This is a genomic window from Antiquaquibacter metalliresistens (assembly GCF_029211225.1).
In the GTDB taxonomy this organism is placed as follows: Bacteria; Actinomycetota; Actinomycetes; order Actinomycetales; family Microbacteriaceae; genus Rhodoglobus; species Rhodoglobus metalliresistens.
Genome location: NZ_JARGEM010000009.1, coordinates 39025 through 54549 on the forward strand (window position 1 = coordinate 39025; position 15525 = coordinate 54549).

At 66.5% G+C, this 15525-nt stretch carries 18 protein-coding genes and 3 pseudogenes; 10 read left to right on the plus strand and 11 right to left on the minus strand.

Going from position 1 to position 15525, the window contains the following annotated elements:
• The first annotated feature begins 110 nt into the window (after positions 1 to 110).
• From PYV02_RS14250 to PYV02_RS14260, 3 genes are read left to right on the plus strand one after another with little or no spacing between them, the layout of a single operon-like run.
• A complete protein-coding gene (locus PYV02_RS14250; protein ID WP_275759734.1) occupies positions 111 to 989 on the plus strand; it encodes an SDR family oxidoreductase in 879 nt (292 codons plus the stop codon).
• A gap of 6 nt (positions 990 to 995) precedes the next feature.
• Positions 996 to 1319 carry a DUF7882 family protein gene (locus tag PYV02_RS14255; RefSeq protein ID WP_275759735.1) on the plus strand — a complete coding sequence of 108 codons (324 nt, stop codon included), beginning with the start codon at positions 996 to 998 and terminating at the stop codon, positions 1317 to 1319.
• Between the two features lie 54 nt (positions 1320 to 1373).
• Entirely contained in the window at positions 1374 to 1730 is a 357-nt protein-coding gene (locus tag PYV02_RS14260) for a DUF7882 family protein (protein WP_275759736.1), read from the plus strand.
• 28 nt (positions 1731 to 1758) lie between these two features.
• Here PYV02_RS14260 and PYV02_RS14265 read toward each other — a convergent pair whose 3' ends face one another.
• The 4 genes and pseudogenes from PYV02_RS14265 to PYV02_RS14280 form a co-directional block, all read right to left on the minus strand.
• Complete coding sequence (locus PYV02_RS14265; protein WP_275759737.1) at positions 1759 to 2523, minus strand: ABC transporter permease; 765 nt, start codon at positions 2521 to 2523, stop codon at positions 1759 to 1761.
• A complete protein-coding gene (locus tag PYV02_RS14270; protein ID WP_275759739.1) occupies positions 2520 to 3281 on the minus strand; it encodes an ABC transporter ATP-binding protein in 762 nt (253 codons plus the stop codon). The genes PYV02_RS14265 and PYV02_RS14270 overlap by 4 nt, the downstream gene beginning before the upstream one ends.
• On the minus strand, positions 3278 to 3646 hold the full coding sequence (locus PYV02_RS14275) for a DUF1048 domain-containing protein (protein ID WP_275759741.1): 369 nt from the start codon (positions 3644 to 3646) through the stop codon (positions 3278 to 3280). Before PYV02_RS14275 ends, PYV02_RS14270 begins: the two co-directional genes overlap by 4 nt.
• Positions 3647 to 3759: 113 nt before the next feature.
• A pseudogene (locus tag PYV02_RS14280) lies at positions 3760 to 4083 on the minus strand (PadR family transcriptional regulator); the annotation flags it as partial.
• Between the two features lie 161 nt (positions 4084 to 4244).
• On the opposite strand from PYV02_RS14280, the gene PYV02_RS14285 reads away from it, so the two are divergent.
• The 5 genes from PYV02_RS14285 to PYV02_RS14305 are packed head-to-tail and all read left to right on the plus strand — an operon-like array spanning position 4245 to position 6677.
• Entirely contained in the window at positions 4245 to 4499 is a 255-nt protein-coding gene (locus PYV02_RS14285) for a hypothetical protein (RefSeq protein ID WP_275759743.1), read from the plus strand.
• 16 nt (positions 4500 to 4515) lie between these two features.
• On the plus strand, positions 4516 to 5493 hold the full coding sequence (locus PYV02_RS14290) for a squalene cyclase (protein WP_275759744.1): 978 nt from the start codon (positions 4516 to 4518) through the stop codon (positions 5491 to 5493).
• Positions 5494 to 5529: 36 nt separating this feature from the next.
• Positions 5530 to 5979: an iron chaperone gene (locus PYV02_RS14295; RefSeq protein WP_420833642.1), complete on the plus strand. Its 450-nt coding sequence runs from the start codon at positions 5530 to 5532 to the stop codon at positions 5977 to 5979.
• Between the two features lie 24 nt (positions 5980 to 6003).
• On the plus strand, positions 6004 to 6360 hold the full coding sequence (locus tag PYV02_RS14300; RefSeq protein WP_275759745.1) for a hypothetical protein: 357 nt from the start codon (positions 6004 to 6006) through the stop codon (positions 6358 to 6360).
• 2 nt (positions 6361 to 6362) lie between these two features.
• On the plus strand, positions 6363 to 6677 hold the full coding sequence (locus tag PYV02_RS14305; RefSeq protein WP_275759746.1) for a DUF7882 family protein: 315 nt from the start codon (positions 6363 to 6365) through the stop codon (positions 6675 to 6677).
• Between the two features lie 538 nt (positions 6678 to 7215).
• On the opposite strand, the gene PYV02_RS14310 is transcribed toward PYV02_RS14305, so the two are convergent.
• The gene (locus tag PYV02_RS14310; protein WP_275759747.1) at positions 7216 to 8157 is read right to left on the minus strand and encodes a GlxA family transcriptional regulator; all 942 of its coding nucleotides are present in this window, start codon (positions 8155 to 8157) and stop codon (positions 7216 to 7218) included.
• 107 nt (positions 8158 to 8264) lie between these two features.
• Here PYV02_RS14310 and PYV02_RS14315 point away from each other — a divergent pair, with 107 nt between their 5' ends.
• Positions 8265 to 8576: a putative quinol monooxygenase gene (locus PYV02_RS14315; RefSeq protein WP_033107114.1), complete on the plus strand. Its 312-nt coding sequence runs from the start codon at positions 8265 to 8267 to the stop codon at positions 8574 to 8576.
• A 363-nt stretch (positions 8577 to 8939) separates the two neighbouring features.
• On the opposite strand, the pseudogene PYV02_RS14320 reads toward PYV02_RS14315, so the two are convergent.
• The 6 genes and pseudogenes from PYV02_RS14320 to PYV02_RS14345 all read right to left on the minus strand — a co-directional run.
• Positions 8940 to 9275: pseudogene (locus tag PYV02_RS14320) on the minus strand (transposase); the annotation flags it as partial.
• Positions 9276 to 9353: 78 nt separating this feature from the next.
• Entirely contained in the window at positions 9354 to 10112 is a 759-nt protein-coding gene (locus PYV02_RS14325; RefSeq protein WP_247961716.1) for a glucose 1-dehydrogenase, read from the minus strand.
• A gap of 265 nt (positions 10113 to 10377) precedes the next feature.
• Positions 10378 to 11721 carry a PucR family transcriptional regulator gene (locus tag PYV02_RS14330; RefSeq protein WP_275759749.1) on the minus strand — a complete coding sequence of 448 codons (1344 nt, stop codon included), beginning with the start codon at positions 11719 to 11721 and terminating at the stop codon, positions 10378 to 10380.
• Positions 11722 to 11759: 38 nt separating this feature from the next.
• Positions 11760 to 12266, minus strand: a complete 507-nt coding sequence (locus PYV02_RS14335; protein WP_275759750.1) for a cupin domain-containing protein — start codon at positions 12264 to 12266, stop codon at positions 11760 to 11762.
• 43 nt (positions 12267 to 12309) lie between these two features.
• The gene (locus PYV02_RS14340; RefSeq protein WP_275759751.1) at positions 12310 to 13671 is read right to left on the minus strand and encodes an MFS transporter; all 1362 of its coding nucleotides are present in this window, start codon (positions 13669 to 13671) and stop codon (positions 12310 to 12312) included.
• A gap of 84 nt (positions 13672 to 13755) precedes the next feature.
• Positions 13756 to 14736: a dihydrodipicolinate synthase family protein gene (locus tag PYV02_RS14345; RefSeq protein WP_275759755.1), complete on the minus strand. Its 981-nt coding sequence runs from the start codon at positions 14734 to 14736 to the stop codon at positions 13756 to 13758.
• 226 nt (positions 14737 to 14962) lie between these two features.
• Between PYV02_RS14345 and PYV02_RS14350 the strand changes: the two are divergent.
• Positions 14963 to 15525 (plus strand): annotated as a pseudogene (locus tag PYV02_RS14350) (ISL3-like element ISPfr2 family transposase); the annotation flags it as partial.

Here is a 15525-nt window from a genome sequence, read left to right on the forward strand (position 1 = left end):
CGGATGCGCGAGACCAAGGCCTCGGCCCGGTTGTCGTGCGCGACAGCGCACCGAACGGCGGCGCTTGTCAACCCGTCGTGCTCACCGCGCGCCCATGCCAGCGTGGAGTGATGCAGACGATGATCGATCCCCGCACACGCTACTTCGCCGACGGCTTTCCCAAGCAGGAGCAGGAACAGCCGGGATTGACGGATGCCACCGAGCCCAGGCCTGACCACGGCGAGCAGAGCTACCGCGGCTCCGGTCGGCTCACGGGTCGCCTGGCGCTCATCACCGGTGGCGACTCGGGCATCGGGCGCGCCGTCGCGATCGCCTATGCGCGGGAGGGCGCCGACGTGGCGATCGTGCACCTGCCCGAGGAGATCGCCGACGCCGAGGAGACCGCCCAGCTCGTGCAGGATGCGGGGCGCACCGCGCTGCTGCTGGCCGGCGACGTGCGCGACGAGGCCTTCTGCGCCGAGGTGGTGGACCGCACGATCGCGCAGCTCGGCGGCATCGACATCCTGGTGCTCAACGCCGCATACCAGCAGAACCGCGAGGGTCTCGAATCGATCCCGACCGAGGAGTTCGACCGGGTGTTCCGCACCAACCTCTACTCGATGATGTGGATCGCGGGGCGCGCGATCCCGCACCTGCGGCCGGGCGCATCCATCATCTCGACGACGTCGATCCAGGCCTTCAACCCGTCCCCCGGACTCATCGACTACGCCATGACGAAGGCGGCGCAGGTGGCGTTCACGAAGGCGCTCGCCGAGGAGCTCGGGCCGAAGGGCATCCGCGTCAACGCCGTCGCCCCCGGGCCGATCTGGACCCCGCTGATTCCGGCCACGAGCTGGCCGGACAAGCTTCCGACCTTCGGGCAGGACACCCCGCTCGGTCGCGCCGGTCAGCCCGCGGAGCTCGCGCCCGCCTATGTGCTGCTCGCCAGCGACGAGGGCTCGTACATCTCCGGAGCGGTGCTGCCCGTCACCGGCGGCAAGGGGCTCTGACCCGCGATGGCCCAGGACGCCCTGCTCTACGGCTCCCCGCCGCACGAGATCTCGATGGACGGCCGACTTCTGGCCCACCTCAAGATCGTGATCGTGGCCAAGCTCAGACGCAACGAGCCGTTCCTGCTGTCGTGGGATCAGCCGGCGAGCGAGGGGTCCGGCCGGGCGAGCATCTGGTTGCATCCATCGATCCCGCTGCAGTTCGTCTTCACCGCGAACCGCCCGCCCCAGCTCAACCAGAACTGGTTGGAGCTGTTGTCGCAGTCGGCGATGAGCAGCGAAGGCCTGCGTCTCATGCCGGAACCCCAGGAGGGCGTAGCAGAGTCGTAAGAGCAACGGAAGTCCCCCTCTTCTGATTTCCACGATCGGCCCGCGCGGCTTATCGTGAGCACAGCCGCGCGATCGACGCCGGCGGGAATCGAGCTGGGAGACACCTTGGGCACGCTGCTGTACGGTTCGCCGCCCTCGGAGATCCCGATGGACGATCGCCTGCTCGCCCACCTCAAGGTCGTGATCGTCAACAAGCTGCGACGCAGCGAGCCGTTCATGCTCTCCTGGGAGATCGGCCCCAACGAGGGCTCCGGCCGACGCAGCGTCTGGATGCACGAGTCGATCCCGCTGCAGTTCCGTTTCGTGGGCAGCAGGCCGCCGGCGCTGAACAACACGTGGATCGAGCAGATGATGCTCGCCTCGATGAGCAACGAGGGCCTGCGTCTCATGCCGGAGCCGCCCGAGTCCTGACCGGACCCGAGCGACTCCCCCGCGCGACTCAGCTGAGCTTGCGGCGGTAGATGACGATCGCGGCCGCGTACGCGGCGACCAGGATGCTGGCGAGCCACGCGAGCGCGATCCACAGCTCCCCGCCCACCGGCTGCTGCGCGAACAGCGCACGGACGCTGTCCACGATCGAGGTCACTGGCTGGTGCTCGGCGAACCAGGCGACCGGGCCGGGCATCGAGTCGGTCGGCACGAACGCCGAGCTGATGAACGGCAGGAAGATCAGCGGGTAGCTGAACGCGCTCGCCCCGTCCACGGTCTTCGCGGAGAGCCCGGCGATCACCGCGAGCCAGGTCAGGGCCAGGATGAACAGCACCAGCATCCCGCCCACCGCAAGCCATGCGCCCACCGACGCCCCGGTGCGGAAGCCCAGCAGCAGCGCCACCCCGATCACGATGGCGACCGAGACCACGTTCGCGACGAGCGAGGTGAGCACGTGCGCCCAGAGCACGCTGGACCGCGCGATCGGCATGGACTGGAACCGCTCGAAGATGCCGCCCTGCAGGTCGAGGAACAGCCGGTAGGCCGTGTACGCGACCCCCGATGCGATGGTGATCAGCAGGATGCCCGGCAGCAGGTAGTCGACGTACGAGCCACCGCTGCCGGTGTCGATCGCGCCCCCGAGCACGAACACGAACAGCAGCATCAGGACGATCGGCGTGACCGCGGTCGTGATGATGGTGTCAGGGCTGCGCAGGATGTGGCGCAGCGAGCGACCGGTCAGGGTGCCGGTATCGCTGAGAACGTGCGTGGTCACTTGGCTTCACCTCCGACGAGCGCGAGGAAGACGTCCTCGAGCGAGGGTTGTTTCTCGACGTATTCGACCTTCGCGGGCGGCAGGAGCCGCTTGAGCTCGTCGAGCGTGCCGCTGACGAGGATGCGACCCTCATGCAGGATCGCGATGCGGTCCGCGAGGTGCTCGGCCTCATCCAGGTACTGCGTGGTCAGCAGCACCGTGGTGCCGCCGTCGGCGAGTCGCCGCACGGTGTCCCAGACCTCGAGGCGCGCCTCCGGGTCGAGGCCGGTCGTCGGCTCGTCGAGGAAGATGACACTCGGGTCGCCAATGAGGCTCATCGCGATGTCGAGCCGGCGTCGCATGCCGCCGGAGTAGGTCGCGACCCGGCGCTTGGCGGCATCCGCGAGCGAGAACCGCGTGAGCAGCTCGTCCGCGATCGCGCCCGGGTCGTCGAGGTGACGCAGGCGGGCGATCAACTCGAGGTTCTCGCGACCGCTCAGCACCTCATCCACCGCCGCGAACTGGCCGGTGAGACTGATGGCCTCGCGCACGTCGGCCGGTCGGGTCGCGACATCGATGCCGTCGACCTCGGCGACACCCGCGTCGGCCTTCAGCAGGGTCGAGAGGATCCGCACGAGCGTGGTCTTGCCGGCGCCGTTTGAGCCGAGCAGGGCGAAGATGCTCCCCCGCTGCACCTCGAAGTCCACGCCGCGCAGCACGTCGAGCTTCTGGTACGACTTCTCCAGGCCGTGCACCCGGATGGCGGTGTCGGCGGTCATGACGGCTCGCCCCGTTCCGCGTCATCGATCGCCTTCGTCAGGCGGGCGCGCTCCTTGTCGATCCACTGCTCGCCGGCGTAGGCCTGCGCGAAGGTCTCCGCGAACGCCACCGGGTCGTCGCCGACGATCTCGCGCAGCGGCGTGCCATCGGCCGCGGCACGCTCCCACAGGTCGGCGAGGTCGCCGAACATCGTGACGAGGGTGTCGCCGTCGGTGACTCCCCCGTAGTACATGAAGTACCGGTGCATCGCCTTCGCCGCGGTGCCGTACGGCTCCGGCAGGGCGTCGATGCGCGCCTTGTCCTGCTTGTACTGCTTCTTCTGCTCGAGTGACCCGGTGAGGGCCTCGATCCACTTGGCAACCATCAGTTGTCTCCTTGTTCGGTGGGTTCGGTGGGTTCGGTGCGGGCACTGCCGTCGGCTCGCCCGCTGGGTTCGGTGCGTTCGGTGCCGTCGGCACGCACGCTGGGTTCGGTGTGCTCGGTGCGCAGCTGCTCGATCCGCTCCGAGAGGAAGCTCCAGGTGCTCCAGAAGTCCTCGAGCTCGTCGCGGCCACGCGCATTGAGCGAGTAGACCTTGCGCGGCGGCCCCTTCTCGGAGGGCACCTTCTCCACATCCACGAACCCGCGCTGCTCGATGCGGATCAGCAGTGCATAGACGGTGCCTTCGACGATGTCGGCGAAGCCCTCCTCGCGCAGCCGCGCGGTGACCTCATAGCCGTACGCCGGCCGGGCCGCGAGCACGGCGAGCACGATGCCTTCCAGGGTGCCCTTGAGCATCTCGGTCATCTTTTGTTTGCCCATGGGCGCCTCTCGGATTGCTACTCAGTGTTGCTGACTACCAGTAGATAGTAACGCCGAGTACCGGTAGATAGCAACACTGAATACCGAAGATGTTTGGCGTGTCGGCGATGTCGGGGTTACGCTCTCGACATTCGAACACATCTTCGAGCCGGGAGCGCCCCATGAGCCTGCTGCACGACACCCAACTGACCGTCTGGTTCGAACAGGCGGTGCCCTACGGCCTCGTCTTCGAGGGCCGCCACTACCGCGTCACCGACACCCCGACCAGGCTCGAGGATGAGGTGCTCGGCACCACGCATCCCCTCCCGGTGACCGGCTGGCGCTTCCAGGCCACCGACGACGATGACCGCTCGCGCATGTTCGTGATCCACCGCCGCGGCGACGGCGGGTGGGTGCTCGCGCGGGTCTACGACTGAGACGTACGCTGCTGAGATGAGCGAGTTGCTCGACTGGATGCTGGACTCCGACCCCGCGCTGCGGTGGCAGGTGGAGCGCGACCTCGCCGGCGCCCCGCCGGAGGTGTGGCAGGCGACACGCGCGCGGGTGGCCACGGAGGGCTTCGGCGCCCGACTGCTGGCGCTGCAGGACGCCGACGGCCAGTGGGCCGGCGGAGCGTTCTTCCCGGCCGACTTCGACTTCGACGGCCCGGAGACCGCGCCGGGTGCCGGTCAACCGTGGACGGCGACCTCGTGGTCGCTCAACTCCTTGCGCGAGTGGGGTCTCGACCCGGCGGCACTCGCCGGCACCGCCGAGCTCATCGATCGCAACAGCCGCTGGGAGTACGACGACCTGCCCTACTGGGGCGGCGAGGTCGACTGCTGCATCAACGCGTCGACGCTCGCGAACGGGGTGTGGCTCGGCGCCGACGTCTCCGGCATCGCCCAGTGGTTTCTCGACCACCGCATGCCCGAGGGCGGGTGGAACTGCGAGTGGGTGGAGGGCTCCACGCGCGCGTCGTTCGCGTCCACGCTCAACTCGCTCATCGGCATCCTCGACTACGAGCAGGCGGTCGGCGGCGACGATGCCCTGCGCGCCGCACGCAGCGAGGCCGAGGAGTACCTGCTCGAGCGGCGGCTGACGCGCAGGCTCACGACCGGCGAGCCGGTGACGGGCTGGGTGACGGGGTTCGCCTACCCGTTCCGCTCGTTCTACAGCGTGCTGCGGGCGGTGGACTACTTCCGCGCTGCTGCGCTGTACCAGGGCACCGCGCCCGATCCGCGCCTGGCGGAAGCGGTCGAGGCGATTCGGGCGGCGCGTCGGGCCGACGGCAGCTGGGTGCAGGAGCGCCGGCATCCGGGCAGCGTGTGGTTCGAGGTGGATGTCGCGGCGGGCGAGCCCTCGAAGTGGCTCACCTTCTACGGCACCCGGGTGCTGCAGTGGTGGGATGCCGCGCAAACCGATCAGGTTTGAAGAAGCACCGCCCCAGGGCTGCCGCATAGTGTCGAGGTGACGAAGGGAGCCACCGTGGCCGAGAAGAACGAGGGTTTCACCGCCGAGGAGCGCGAGGCGATGAAGGAGCGCGCGAAGGAGCTGAAGTCCGCCGCTCGCAAGGGTGCGAAGAAGGCGGACGGGCTCGCCGACCTGCTCGAGAAGGTCGCCGAGATGCCGCCGGCGGACCGCGCGCTCGCGGAGCGCATCCACGCGATCGTCACCGAGCACGCCCCCGAGCTCGACCCGAAGACCTGGTACGGCATGCCCGCCTACGCTCGCGACGGCAAGGTCGTGATCTTCTTCCAGCCGGCCGACAAGTTCAAGGCGCGCTACTCGACGCTGGGATTCAACGACACCGCGAATCTGGATGAGGGCTCGATGTGGGCGACGACGTTCGCCATCACGACGCTGACGAAGGCTGATGAGGCGCGGATTGCTGAGCTTGTCAAGCGTGCCGTGGGGTAGGTGCGCAGCGGCTAGTCTCAGGGCATGAAGCGCATCACCTACAGCGGCGGGTCCATCGTGACCGGCAACGCGATCACGCAAGCGCTTCTCGAGTACACGACTGCGGTGGCCGACGCCGAGAACGCCGTCACCGTGGATGTCACGGTGCTCGAGGAGAACGGCGAGACCTCAGTGCACACGCTGCTGCTGAGCCCCGCCAGCCAGTTCGATGTGGCGGATGTCGGCGGCATGTCCGCGGAGGAGGAGGCCGAGCGCTTTCCGGTTCCGGTCATGCCGCAGGTCGGTATCGCCGGCAGCGTCGAGACCAGCGATGACGCCACCCGCACCTCCAAGCAGGTCGACGAGATCATGCGCGACCTCGACGACGGGCTGGGGCAGTAACCATGGGCAAGTTCATCTACGGCACGCCGTCGATCGCCGTCGACTTCGATGATCGCGTGCTCGCGCACCTCAAGATCGTGATCCTCTCGAAGGTGCGCCGCGGCGAGAGCTTCACGTTCTCGTGGGAGTACACCGCGGCGGCCGGGAGCGGTCACAGCTCGATCTGGATCCACCCCACCATCCCCCTGCAGTTCGACTTCCAGGGCAGTAAGGAGCCGCGCCTCAACCGGGCGTGGGTCGAAGAGCTCGCCAGGCTGTCGAACACGCCGGCGGGGTTGCGGGTCGTGCCGGAGCCTGCGGAGGGTGACGCGGGCTGAGGCTCCAGATCGGGAGGCGTGTGCTCTCTGGGCGCCTCGAAGATCTCCGCGGCAAACCCCCGATGCGGCTCGATGTGGGCAACGTCTTTCACGCTCATGGCGATGATGGATGCCCACCAGGCACCGACTGCGAAGCTGCGAAGCGGCTCTTCCCAGATGAGGGTGTAGGTCGGCCGGGCGCGTCGGTCCGCAGATAGACGTCGAGGTCTCCCGACGACGGAGATTCCTACGCCATCCGTCCGAAAGACCTCGACGTGTCCGACGCTACCCCGCCGGCCGGCTTCGGCCGCCCTGACCTGACCGCCTTCGCGGCTCATCCCAGTCGACCCTGATCGGGTCTGCTGATCCTCTCGACGAGAACGCAGCGACATCACAGCCACCCAACCCCGACCGTCCGGGAAGCCGGGACACGTCACATGACCTGTGCTGCGGGCGTGTCGAGTGGGTAGTCCAGGGGCGACGCAGGAGCGTCGACGCGACGTGCTGAGAGGTGGTTCCAGTCGAGCGCTAGGACACCGGCTACAGGCATGGCGATAGGTCAGGAACGGCGTCGCTCCATGCGCAGGAGGGAGCGCAGAGTCTCGGCGTTCGCGTAGCCGACCCGTAGCGCGATCTCGGCGGAGGTGAGGTCCGTGGTTGCTGAGAGGTGTCGAGCTCGTTCGGTGCGAAGCCGTTGGACGAAGCCGAGCGGAGTGAGGTTGAGCGCCGCACGGACTCGTCGTTCGAGGGTGCGCCGGCTGGTGCCGAGCGACTGCGCGACGAAGGCGACGTTGAACGGTTCGTCCAGGCGGGCGCGCACGAAGCGTTCGAACTCGACGACGATCGGGTCCTCGTGCCGGAGATGTTCGTAGGCGACGAAAGCCGCCTGCGACGGGCGCTCGTCGATGATGAGGAGCTTGGCGACATGTTGGGCCAGGTCGGGGCTGATCGATCGCACGAGTGAGAGCGCGAGGTCGATGTGGGCGAACGCGGCGCCGGCGGTGACGAGGTTCCCGTCGACCACGACCATGGTGTCGAGATCGAGGGCGACGGTCGGATAGCGCTTCCGGAACTCCGGTCCCAGGAACCAGCTGGTCGTCGCCCTCCGATGATGCATCCGTCCGGTCTCGGCGACAGCGAACACGCCGGTGCACGCCGCGGCGATCCGGGTGGTCGCCTCGTCGAGGCGCCCGAGCGAGGCGATGACCGAACGAGCATCTCGGCTCTGGAGGGCGTCGTTGGTAGCGGCGGCCGTGAGGGTTCCAAGCGCAGGGACGACGACCACGTCGAACTCTCCGGACTCCGGCAGCGGGTGGTCCACCGACAGGGTCATCGATGCCGTCGTGGTCACTCGCCGTTTCGGTCCGAGGATGGCGAGTTCGATCGGGTCGATCCGCGGGTCGACATCGCCGCGGGCTCCGTCGGCCACCCGCACGATGTCGATGACCGACGCGATAGCCGAACCGAGGCAGCCGTCGATCGCGATCAGTCCGATACGCATGACGCTAATAATAGCAATACTGCCGTATACGCCACTCCCCACCGGCCCTTGCTCGTCATACGCTGAACTCGTCCCACGAAGAACCCCGACGTCAAGGAGAGTCCCTCATGTCCACACCCGCATCACTTCCGTATGCCTTCGTCGCCAAGATCGTCGCGGCCGATGGACAGCACGACGCGGTCGCCGATCTGCTCGCCGGCGCTGTCGCACTCGCCAACGAAGAAGTAGGAACGATTGTCTGGTTCGCGGTCAGGACCCACGCCGACACCTTCTGGATCTTCGATGCATTCCCCGACGAAGCCGCTCGCGACGCCCACGCCAACGGCGCCATCGTCGCAGCCCTGATGGCCAACCAGCACCTCCTCGGCGCAGCACCCGAGATCCTGGCGGCCGACGTCCTCGCGTCCAAGCTCCCGTAGTCCGCCAACGCACGAGACGATCGCGCCCCGCCGAGCCGTCGCCAGGTCGCGATGCAACGCCACGCTGCGTTGCCGAGCGGTGCGAGGCCTATCGGCACACGGACAGGATGCCGGCCGCGAGCGCTCAGCCGGCGAGGGGTCCGTCGCAGAGGAGAGCGACGTCGGTGTCGGGCAGAGCCGTGAGGCCAGCGCATCGCGCGACCACCAGAACGGTTCGCCGGAGCCGCCTGTCGGAATCGAACCGACGACCTAATCACGTCGGCTTTGCGTCTATCGCTTGATGCGCCCACTGGGCGAACGAGCCGCTGACCTGCGCAAACGCCGGGGCCTTGGCCCTTGATCGTGGACACGGTGTCGGTTCGGCTATGCCGCTTCCGCGAGCGTAGCGGAGCGTGCGGCTTCGTAGGCGTTCGGGCTGATGTTGCCGATCGCGGAGTGGCGCCGGCGAGTGTTGTAGCGGTTCGCCCACCGGAACACGGCCCGGTAGGCGGTGGCCTGGTCCGGGAACGCTGACCGGCCGGCGAGGAGTTCGCGCTTGAGCGTGGCGTTGAAGCTTTCCGCGAGTGAGTTGTCGGCACTCGTGCCGACCGCGCCCGTGGACTGGGTCACGCCCAGCTGCTCGCAGAGCGCGGCGTAGGCCTTCGAGGTGTAGACGCTGCCGTGGTCGGAGTGGAAGATCGCGCCGACCAGCGACCCGCGGTCGCGGTGCGACCGGTGACGGACGTGAGGCACGGTGCCAGCTGACACCGTGCCTCCCGTCCGTCGTGGCCACCTCGTCTAAATCGCGAGGTACCCGCCGTCGACGGCGAACTGCGCGCCGGTCGCGAAGGCGGCCGCGTCGGAACCGAGCCACGCGACCATCTCGGCGATGTCGTGCGGCGTGCCGAGTCGGCCGATCGGGTGCTTCGTCAGCAGCGCGTCCTTGAAGCCGGGGTAGGTCTCCTCCAGCGCGTCTATCATTGGCGTCTGGATCACCCCGGGCAGCACTGCGTTCACGCGGATGCCTTTGTCGGAGTACTCCACCGCGGCGGCTCGGGTGAGGCCGATGACGCCGTGCTTCGACGTGACGTAGGCGGACTGGTGGGCGATGGCGACCTGCCCGAGGGACGAGGCGGTGTTGATGATGGATCCGCCGCCCTGCGCCAGCATCTGCGGGATCTCGGCCTTCATGCTGATGAACACTCCGGTGAGGTTGACGGCGATCACCTTGTCGAACTGCTCCACCGTGACGTCGGCGAGGTCGGGGCCGGTGAGCTCGATGCCGGCGTTGTTGTGCGCGATGTCGAGTCGGCCGTAGCGGTCCACCGCGGCCTGGACCACGTGCTGCATCGACGCGAGGTCGGTCACGTCCGCCCGGACGAACGCCACGGCGTCTCCGCCGTCGATGTACTCGAGCGTCCCGTTGCCGGCATCCTCGGACAGGTCGGCGACGACGACCCGTGCGCCGTGGTCGACGAGGACCTTCGCGGTCTCGCGCCCGATCCCTCCGCCACCACCGGTGACGAGTGCGACCTTGCCATCGAGCGAGTTTGACATTGTGTGCTTCTTTCTCTCAGGGAGCGGCGTCGGTCGGCGCCGCTCGTTCAGTGCGGGAGCTGCGACGCGGTGTCGGCTGTGGGGCCTTGGCCCTTGATCGTGGACACGGTGTCGGTTCGGCTATGCCGCTTCCGCGAGCCTAGCGGAGCGTGCGGCTTCGTAGGCGTTCGGGCTGATGTTGCCGATCGCGGAGTGGCGCCGGCGAGTGTTGTAGCGGTTCGCCCACCGGAACACGGCCCGGTAGGCGGTGGCCTGGTGGGCGTGACTACTTGCTCGTGTGCGGCATGTCCATCTCTGTGGGACGGCTCGCACCGAGGATGTCCGTCGCAAGCAATGCGGTATGGAGTGGACTGAGATCCGTGCCAAGGTCTCGGCCGAGGATCTCTTCTGCGCGCCGGAGCCGGTAACTCACGGTGTTCTTCGATACGTGAAGCCGACGTGCAGCTGCGTGTTGGCTGCGATTGACATTGAGGTACTCCAGCATCGTGCTGCGCAGGTCGGTCTCGCGCCCACCGGCACCGAGGAGACCGCCGAGCTGAACCTCCAGGAATCGTTGCAGACGCTCGGGCCGGGCGGCGAGCTCTGCAACAGCCCCATATCGGTCATAGGGAAGGATTCGGCCGAGGTTCCGCCACCCTGCCATCATGGAGACTCGTTGCAAAGCTCGTGCCTCGTCATGACTGGCGATAAACCCGGCTGTTCCCCTCCCCGGGAGGCCGACGGCCAGCGTCCATCCGTTGCACTGAGTCGGCGGCTCCAGGTGGAGATCGTCAGCAGTGCGTACGCTGCCCCACGCCCAGAGCACGTTTGGTGCGATCATCACCTTGAATATTTGATCGCATCCCATGCTTTCGAGAGCCTCCATGGTCGCCGCCTCAAGCTTGCTGGGCTCTCGCCGTTTGCTGAATGCGATGGCCGCTACATGGATGCGGTCGAGTGGGTATCGGGTGACCTGCTCGAACCGTTCCGGTCGCCCGCGCCCGCTCAACAGGGATGCGAGGACTCCCGACTCTGTTTCGTGGAGGAACCGTACGGGGTCGTCCGTGGCCGGTTGCATGTCCGCGATGGCCTCGGCGAGTTGATTGTGGGTGCTGACGACCTTGCTTACAAGCGCCCGCATGATCGTGCCCTGTTCGCCGGGTGAAACACGCCGTTCACACTCGTGAAGGAGCGCCTCGGTGACCCCGGCCTGCCCGTGATTGAGGGCACGAAGCACAGCGGCCAGGGTCGCGCCCTCATTCAGCGCCCCCTGCGCCAATTGCAGCAGAACCGGTCGCATGAAGCGACCGAGGCCGGGGTCCACGAGTCGGAGGAGGGTGTCCAAGAACAGCGCTTCCGTCGTCACTTGGACCGTCATGCCCGACGGGGCGAGAGAGGGATCGGTACTGACGATCAGGTCGACAACGCTCGCAGCCTTCGAAGCAGCCCATTGCACGGGTCCGGGTCCAAGGTGTTCACGTGCGACTTCATGCGCGTTCTCGGGCAACTCGCTCGATGCACTGTCCCGTGAGCTAAGGTCCAGTACCCAGGCGAACGGCTGCGACGCGTCACTCAGAAGACTGTGACTGGGCTGAACCTGACTCGGAGGCAACGAATCGGTCCGCTTCATCCCTTGATCGTACTCCCGACCGCCATCCACGGTCCCGGTCATCTATCTTTGGCGCCGAACTCGTCCGCGAAGCTGACGCTGCCGCGGCTTTCGCGACGGCCGGCATCAAGCGTGTTCAGCATCCGGGAGTTCTCGATGATGATCATGTGCACGTCCTGCGAATTGGCATAGTGTCGATGCCAGATCCACGGCGGCGTGAAGACGAAGTCGCCCTTCTTCCACTCGACGACCTGGTCTCCGATCTCCGACCATCCGCTTCCGTCTGAGACGTAGTGAACCGACTCGTGGACGTGCCGCTGCAGGTCTGTCGCAGTGTCTGCGGGGATCATCTGGAGGATGAACTCGACCGTCTTCATCGGCAGGTGACGGAGCAGGCCGAGGTGGGATGGATTGTCGGTCGATCCAGTCAGCCAGTACGCGTCCTCCGAGTGGGTGACGAGATTCGGTTCGATGACGTGCTGGTCGTCTCGATGGTGCATGCGGTCCAGTTCCTGCATGAATTCATGCAGTCCCTCCTCGCTCAGCTTCTCGTTCTTCTTGTCCATGATCCGTTTCCTCTTTCCTGAAGGCTGTAGAAAGCTGCTTGAGTCAATCGACCGGCAACTCGCCCGACCTAAAGGTCTCTCGCGTCAGGACTGTGGCGATCAAGGAGACCAGCGCGAGTGCCCCGATGTAGATGGCGACCGGCCAAACAGTGCCGGTGGCGGCGAGCAGCGCGGTGGCGATCAGGGGCGTGAAGCCTCCCGCGAGCATCGACGTGAGCTGAACTCCGAGGGAGACGCCGCTGAGCCGTACCCGTGTTGGGAAGAGCTCGGCGAAGAATGCGCCCACCGGTGAGCTGAGAGGCGCGTGACCCAAGCCCATGGCGAGGATCAGCGCCAGGTAGACCAGAGGCATGGATGTCGTGTTCAACAGCATGAAGAACGGGAAGGCGAACACCAGCAGGAACGCAGCCCCGAAGATCATCACGGGGCGGCGTCCCACTCGGTCAGACAGTGCGCCCCAGAGTGGAGCGGAGAAAATCTCTACGACGGCGGCAACAAGAACAGCGTTCAAGATATCGGCCCGCGCAATGCCTAGGGACTGACTTCCGTAGGAAACCGAGAACGTCGCGATGAGGAAAAACGCCGCGGTCTCGCCGGACTTCATCCCGATCACCAGCAGAATCTGTCGCCAGTAGCTTCGAATCACCACGATCATCGGTGCGCGCGCGATGCGGTTCTGACTCTTGACGGCCTCGAACACGCTGGTCTCCGGCACTCCCAATCGTACTGCCAGGCCGATTCCGACCAGCACCAGGCTGATCAGGAATGGCACTCGCCAGCCCCAAGAGAGGAAGGCATCCTCGTCGAGCGCTCCCGCGAACGCGCCGAAGATGAGAGTCGCAAGAACAAGTCCGCCAGCCATGCCCACCGCTGGCCATGCGCCCAGGAACCCGCGTCGTGTGGAGCGTTGACCGCCGGATTCTGCTGCCATGACGAAAGCCCCACCTTGCTCGCCGCCCATTGCGACTCCCTGGAGGAGGCGCAGGACGACCAGAAGGATCGGGGCCCACAGGCCGATCGACTGATAGGTCGGCAGCAATCCGATCACAGTCGAGAAGACGCCCATCCCCATCATCGTGATGATGAGCACCCGCTTGCGGCCGATTCGGTCACCGAGGTTGCCGAAGATCACGCCGCCGAGAGGCCGGGCGACGAAGCCCACGCCGAAAGTCGCCAGCGATGCCAATGTGCCGATAATGGGGTCTACCTGCGGGAAGAACAAGGGGCCGAATACAAGAGCGGCCGCGGTTCCGTACAGGACGAAGTCGTACATCTCCATAGCGGTGCCAACCGCCGTAGCGGCGATCGTGCGCGCAGTCCTTCGTGGAACTGCTGCTGGTTCTGAGGAGACCAGAACCGACTCATCTGTCGTCACTTGGAGCTTCCTTTCGTGATGAGCGGGCATCGTCGCCCGGCTCGTATCGGGATGTGCTGAGGGAATTCGCGTGTGGGCGAAGTGAATCGCACAGCCACGCGCGTCGGAGCGGCGTTAGCTGGCCGACCTGTCTTCGGCCCGGGTCGTGTAGCTACGACGCAACTCGGCCCACCGGCGACCCGCCTCGGTGGCGCCGTCGATGTACGACTGGGGAGCCGACTGGTAGGGCGGGCGGGCCGGGCCCGGGTCGATGACACCGGCTGCGGCGATCCGCGCCTTGTCGAGGGGGATGTTGTACCTCGAGAAGCTCGAGAAGTCCCCCTCCGGCATGAGCGTCGAGTAGGTCCGCTTCATGTCCTGGGCGATCGCCTCAGCGGCGATCCAATCGGAGGAGGCCATCGCCTCGCGCAACCGCACGAGCGGCTCGGTGCCGCATGCGGTGCTGGGGGTCCAGCAAGCAGCGGTTCGCTCACCGGCGACTCGATGAGCATCGAGCCAGTCGGCATCCATCGGGAGCAGTCGGATCTCGTCACCACAGGCCTCGGCATCATCCGCATATTGGTCGCCAAGGAATGTGTACTTCGCACCGATGAGGGTGGGAATCGTTGCAAGCCTCGCGTACAGTTCCGGGGAGATCTTGCCTTTGAACGCCGCGGGGTTGTCGTACAAGATGACCGGGACATCAGGCAGTGCGTCCGCGACATCGGAGTAGAAGCGAACGATCGAGTCGTCGTCCATTTCACACCACATCGGTCGTCCGAGGAACAAGCCGTCGACTCCGAGGTCCACAAGCACACGGGCACGGCGGATCGTGTCTCGAGTGTTCAGGGTGGTCGCGCCGGCGAAGACCGGCGTCTTGCCGCTCTCGGACACCACAGCCGTCATGAAAGTGACGACTTCGTCCTCAGTGAGCGTCGCGCCTTCGCCAAAAGTACCGAGGGTCATGATGGCGTCGACGACCGGAGCCACATCGCGGATCATCGAGATGGTCACGTCCACCTCGACCGTGTTGGTCTCGTCCCAGCGCCCGGCATCGGCTGTTGCAGGAGTCGGGACGATTCCGAGAACGCCGACCAAGTCCCGAGCCGTGTACATCTGCGCCAAGTTATCCTCCTTGATAATGAACGTGCCGATGCGGATGATGGCGTCCGCTGGGCGCAAACATCGTCGCATGCCGGCGATGCTCGATTCTTGGTCCCGCAGACCAAACTTGCTCTTCCCAGATGAGGGTGTAGGTCGGCCGGGAGCGTCGGTCCGCAGATAGACGTCGAGGTCTCCCGACGACGGAGGTTCCTACGCCATCCATCCGAAAGACCTCGACGTGACCGACGCTACCCCGCCGGCCGGCTTCGGCCGCCCTGACCTGACCGCCTTCGCTCGACTCGACGGCCTCGGTCTGAGCGTGACCGGACAACGACTTGAACCGGATCGTGCGGTCCTCGCGTGCCGCGTGGTGGAACCAGATCAGTGGTGCCGACGGTGCGGCAGCGAAGGCGCTGCTCGTGACACCGTGATCCGGCGGTTGGCCCACGAGCCGCTGGGCTGGCGACCGACCGTGCTGGAAGTTGTAGTGCGCCGCTACCGCTGTGCCGACTGCGGACACGTGTGGCGCCAAGACACCAGCGCCGCGGCGGAGCCACGCGCGAAGCTCTCGCGCACCGGGCTGCGGTGGGCGCTGGAAGGGATCGTGGTCGCACACCTCACCGTCGCACGTGTCGCCGAGGGACTCGGGGTCGCGTGGGACACCGCCAACAACGCGGTCCTGGCTGAAGGCAAGCGGCTGCTGATCAACGACCCCACGCGGTTCGAGGGCGTGAAGGTCATTGGCGTCGATGAGCACGTCTGGCGCCACACCAGGCGTGGCGACAAGTACGTCACCGTGAT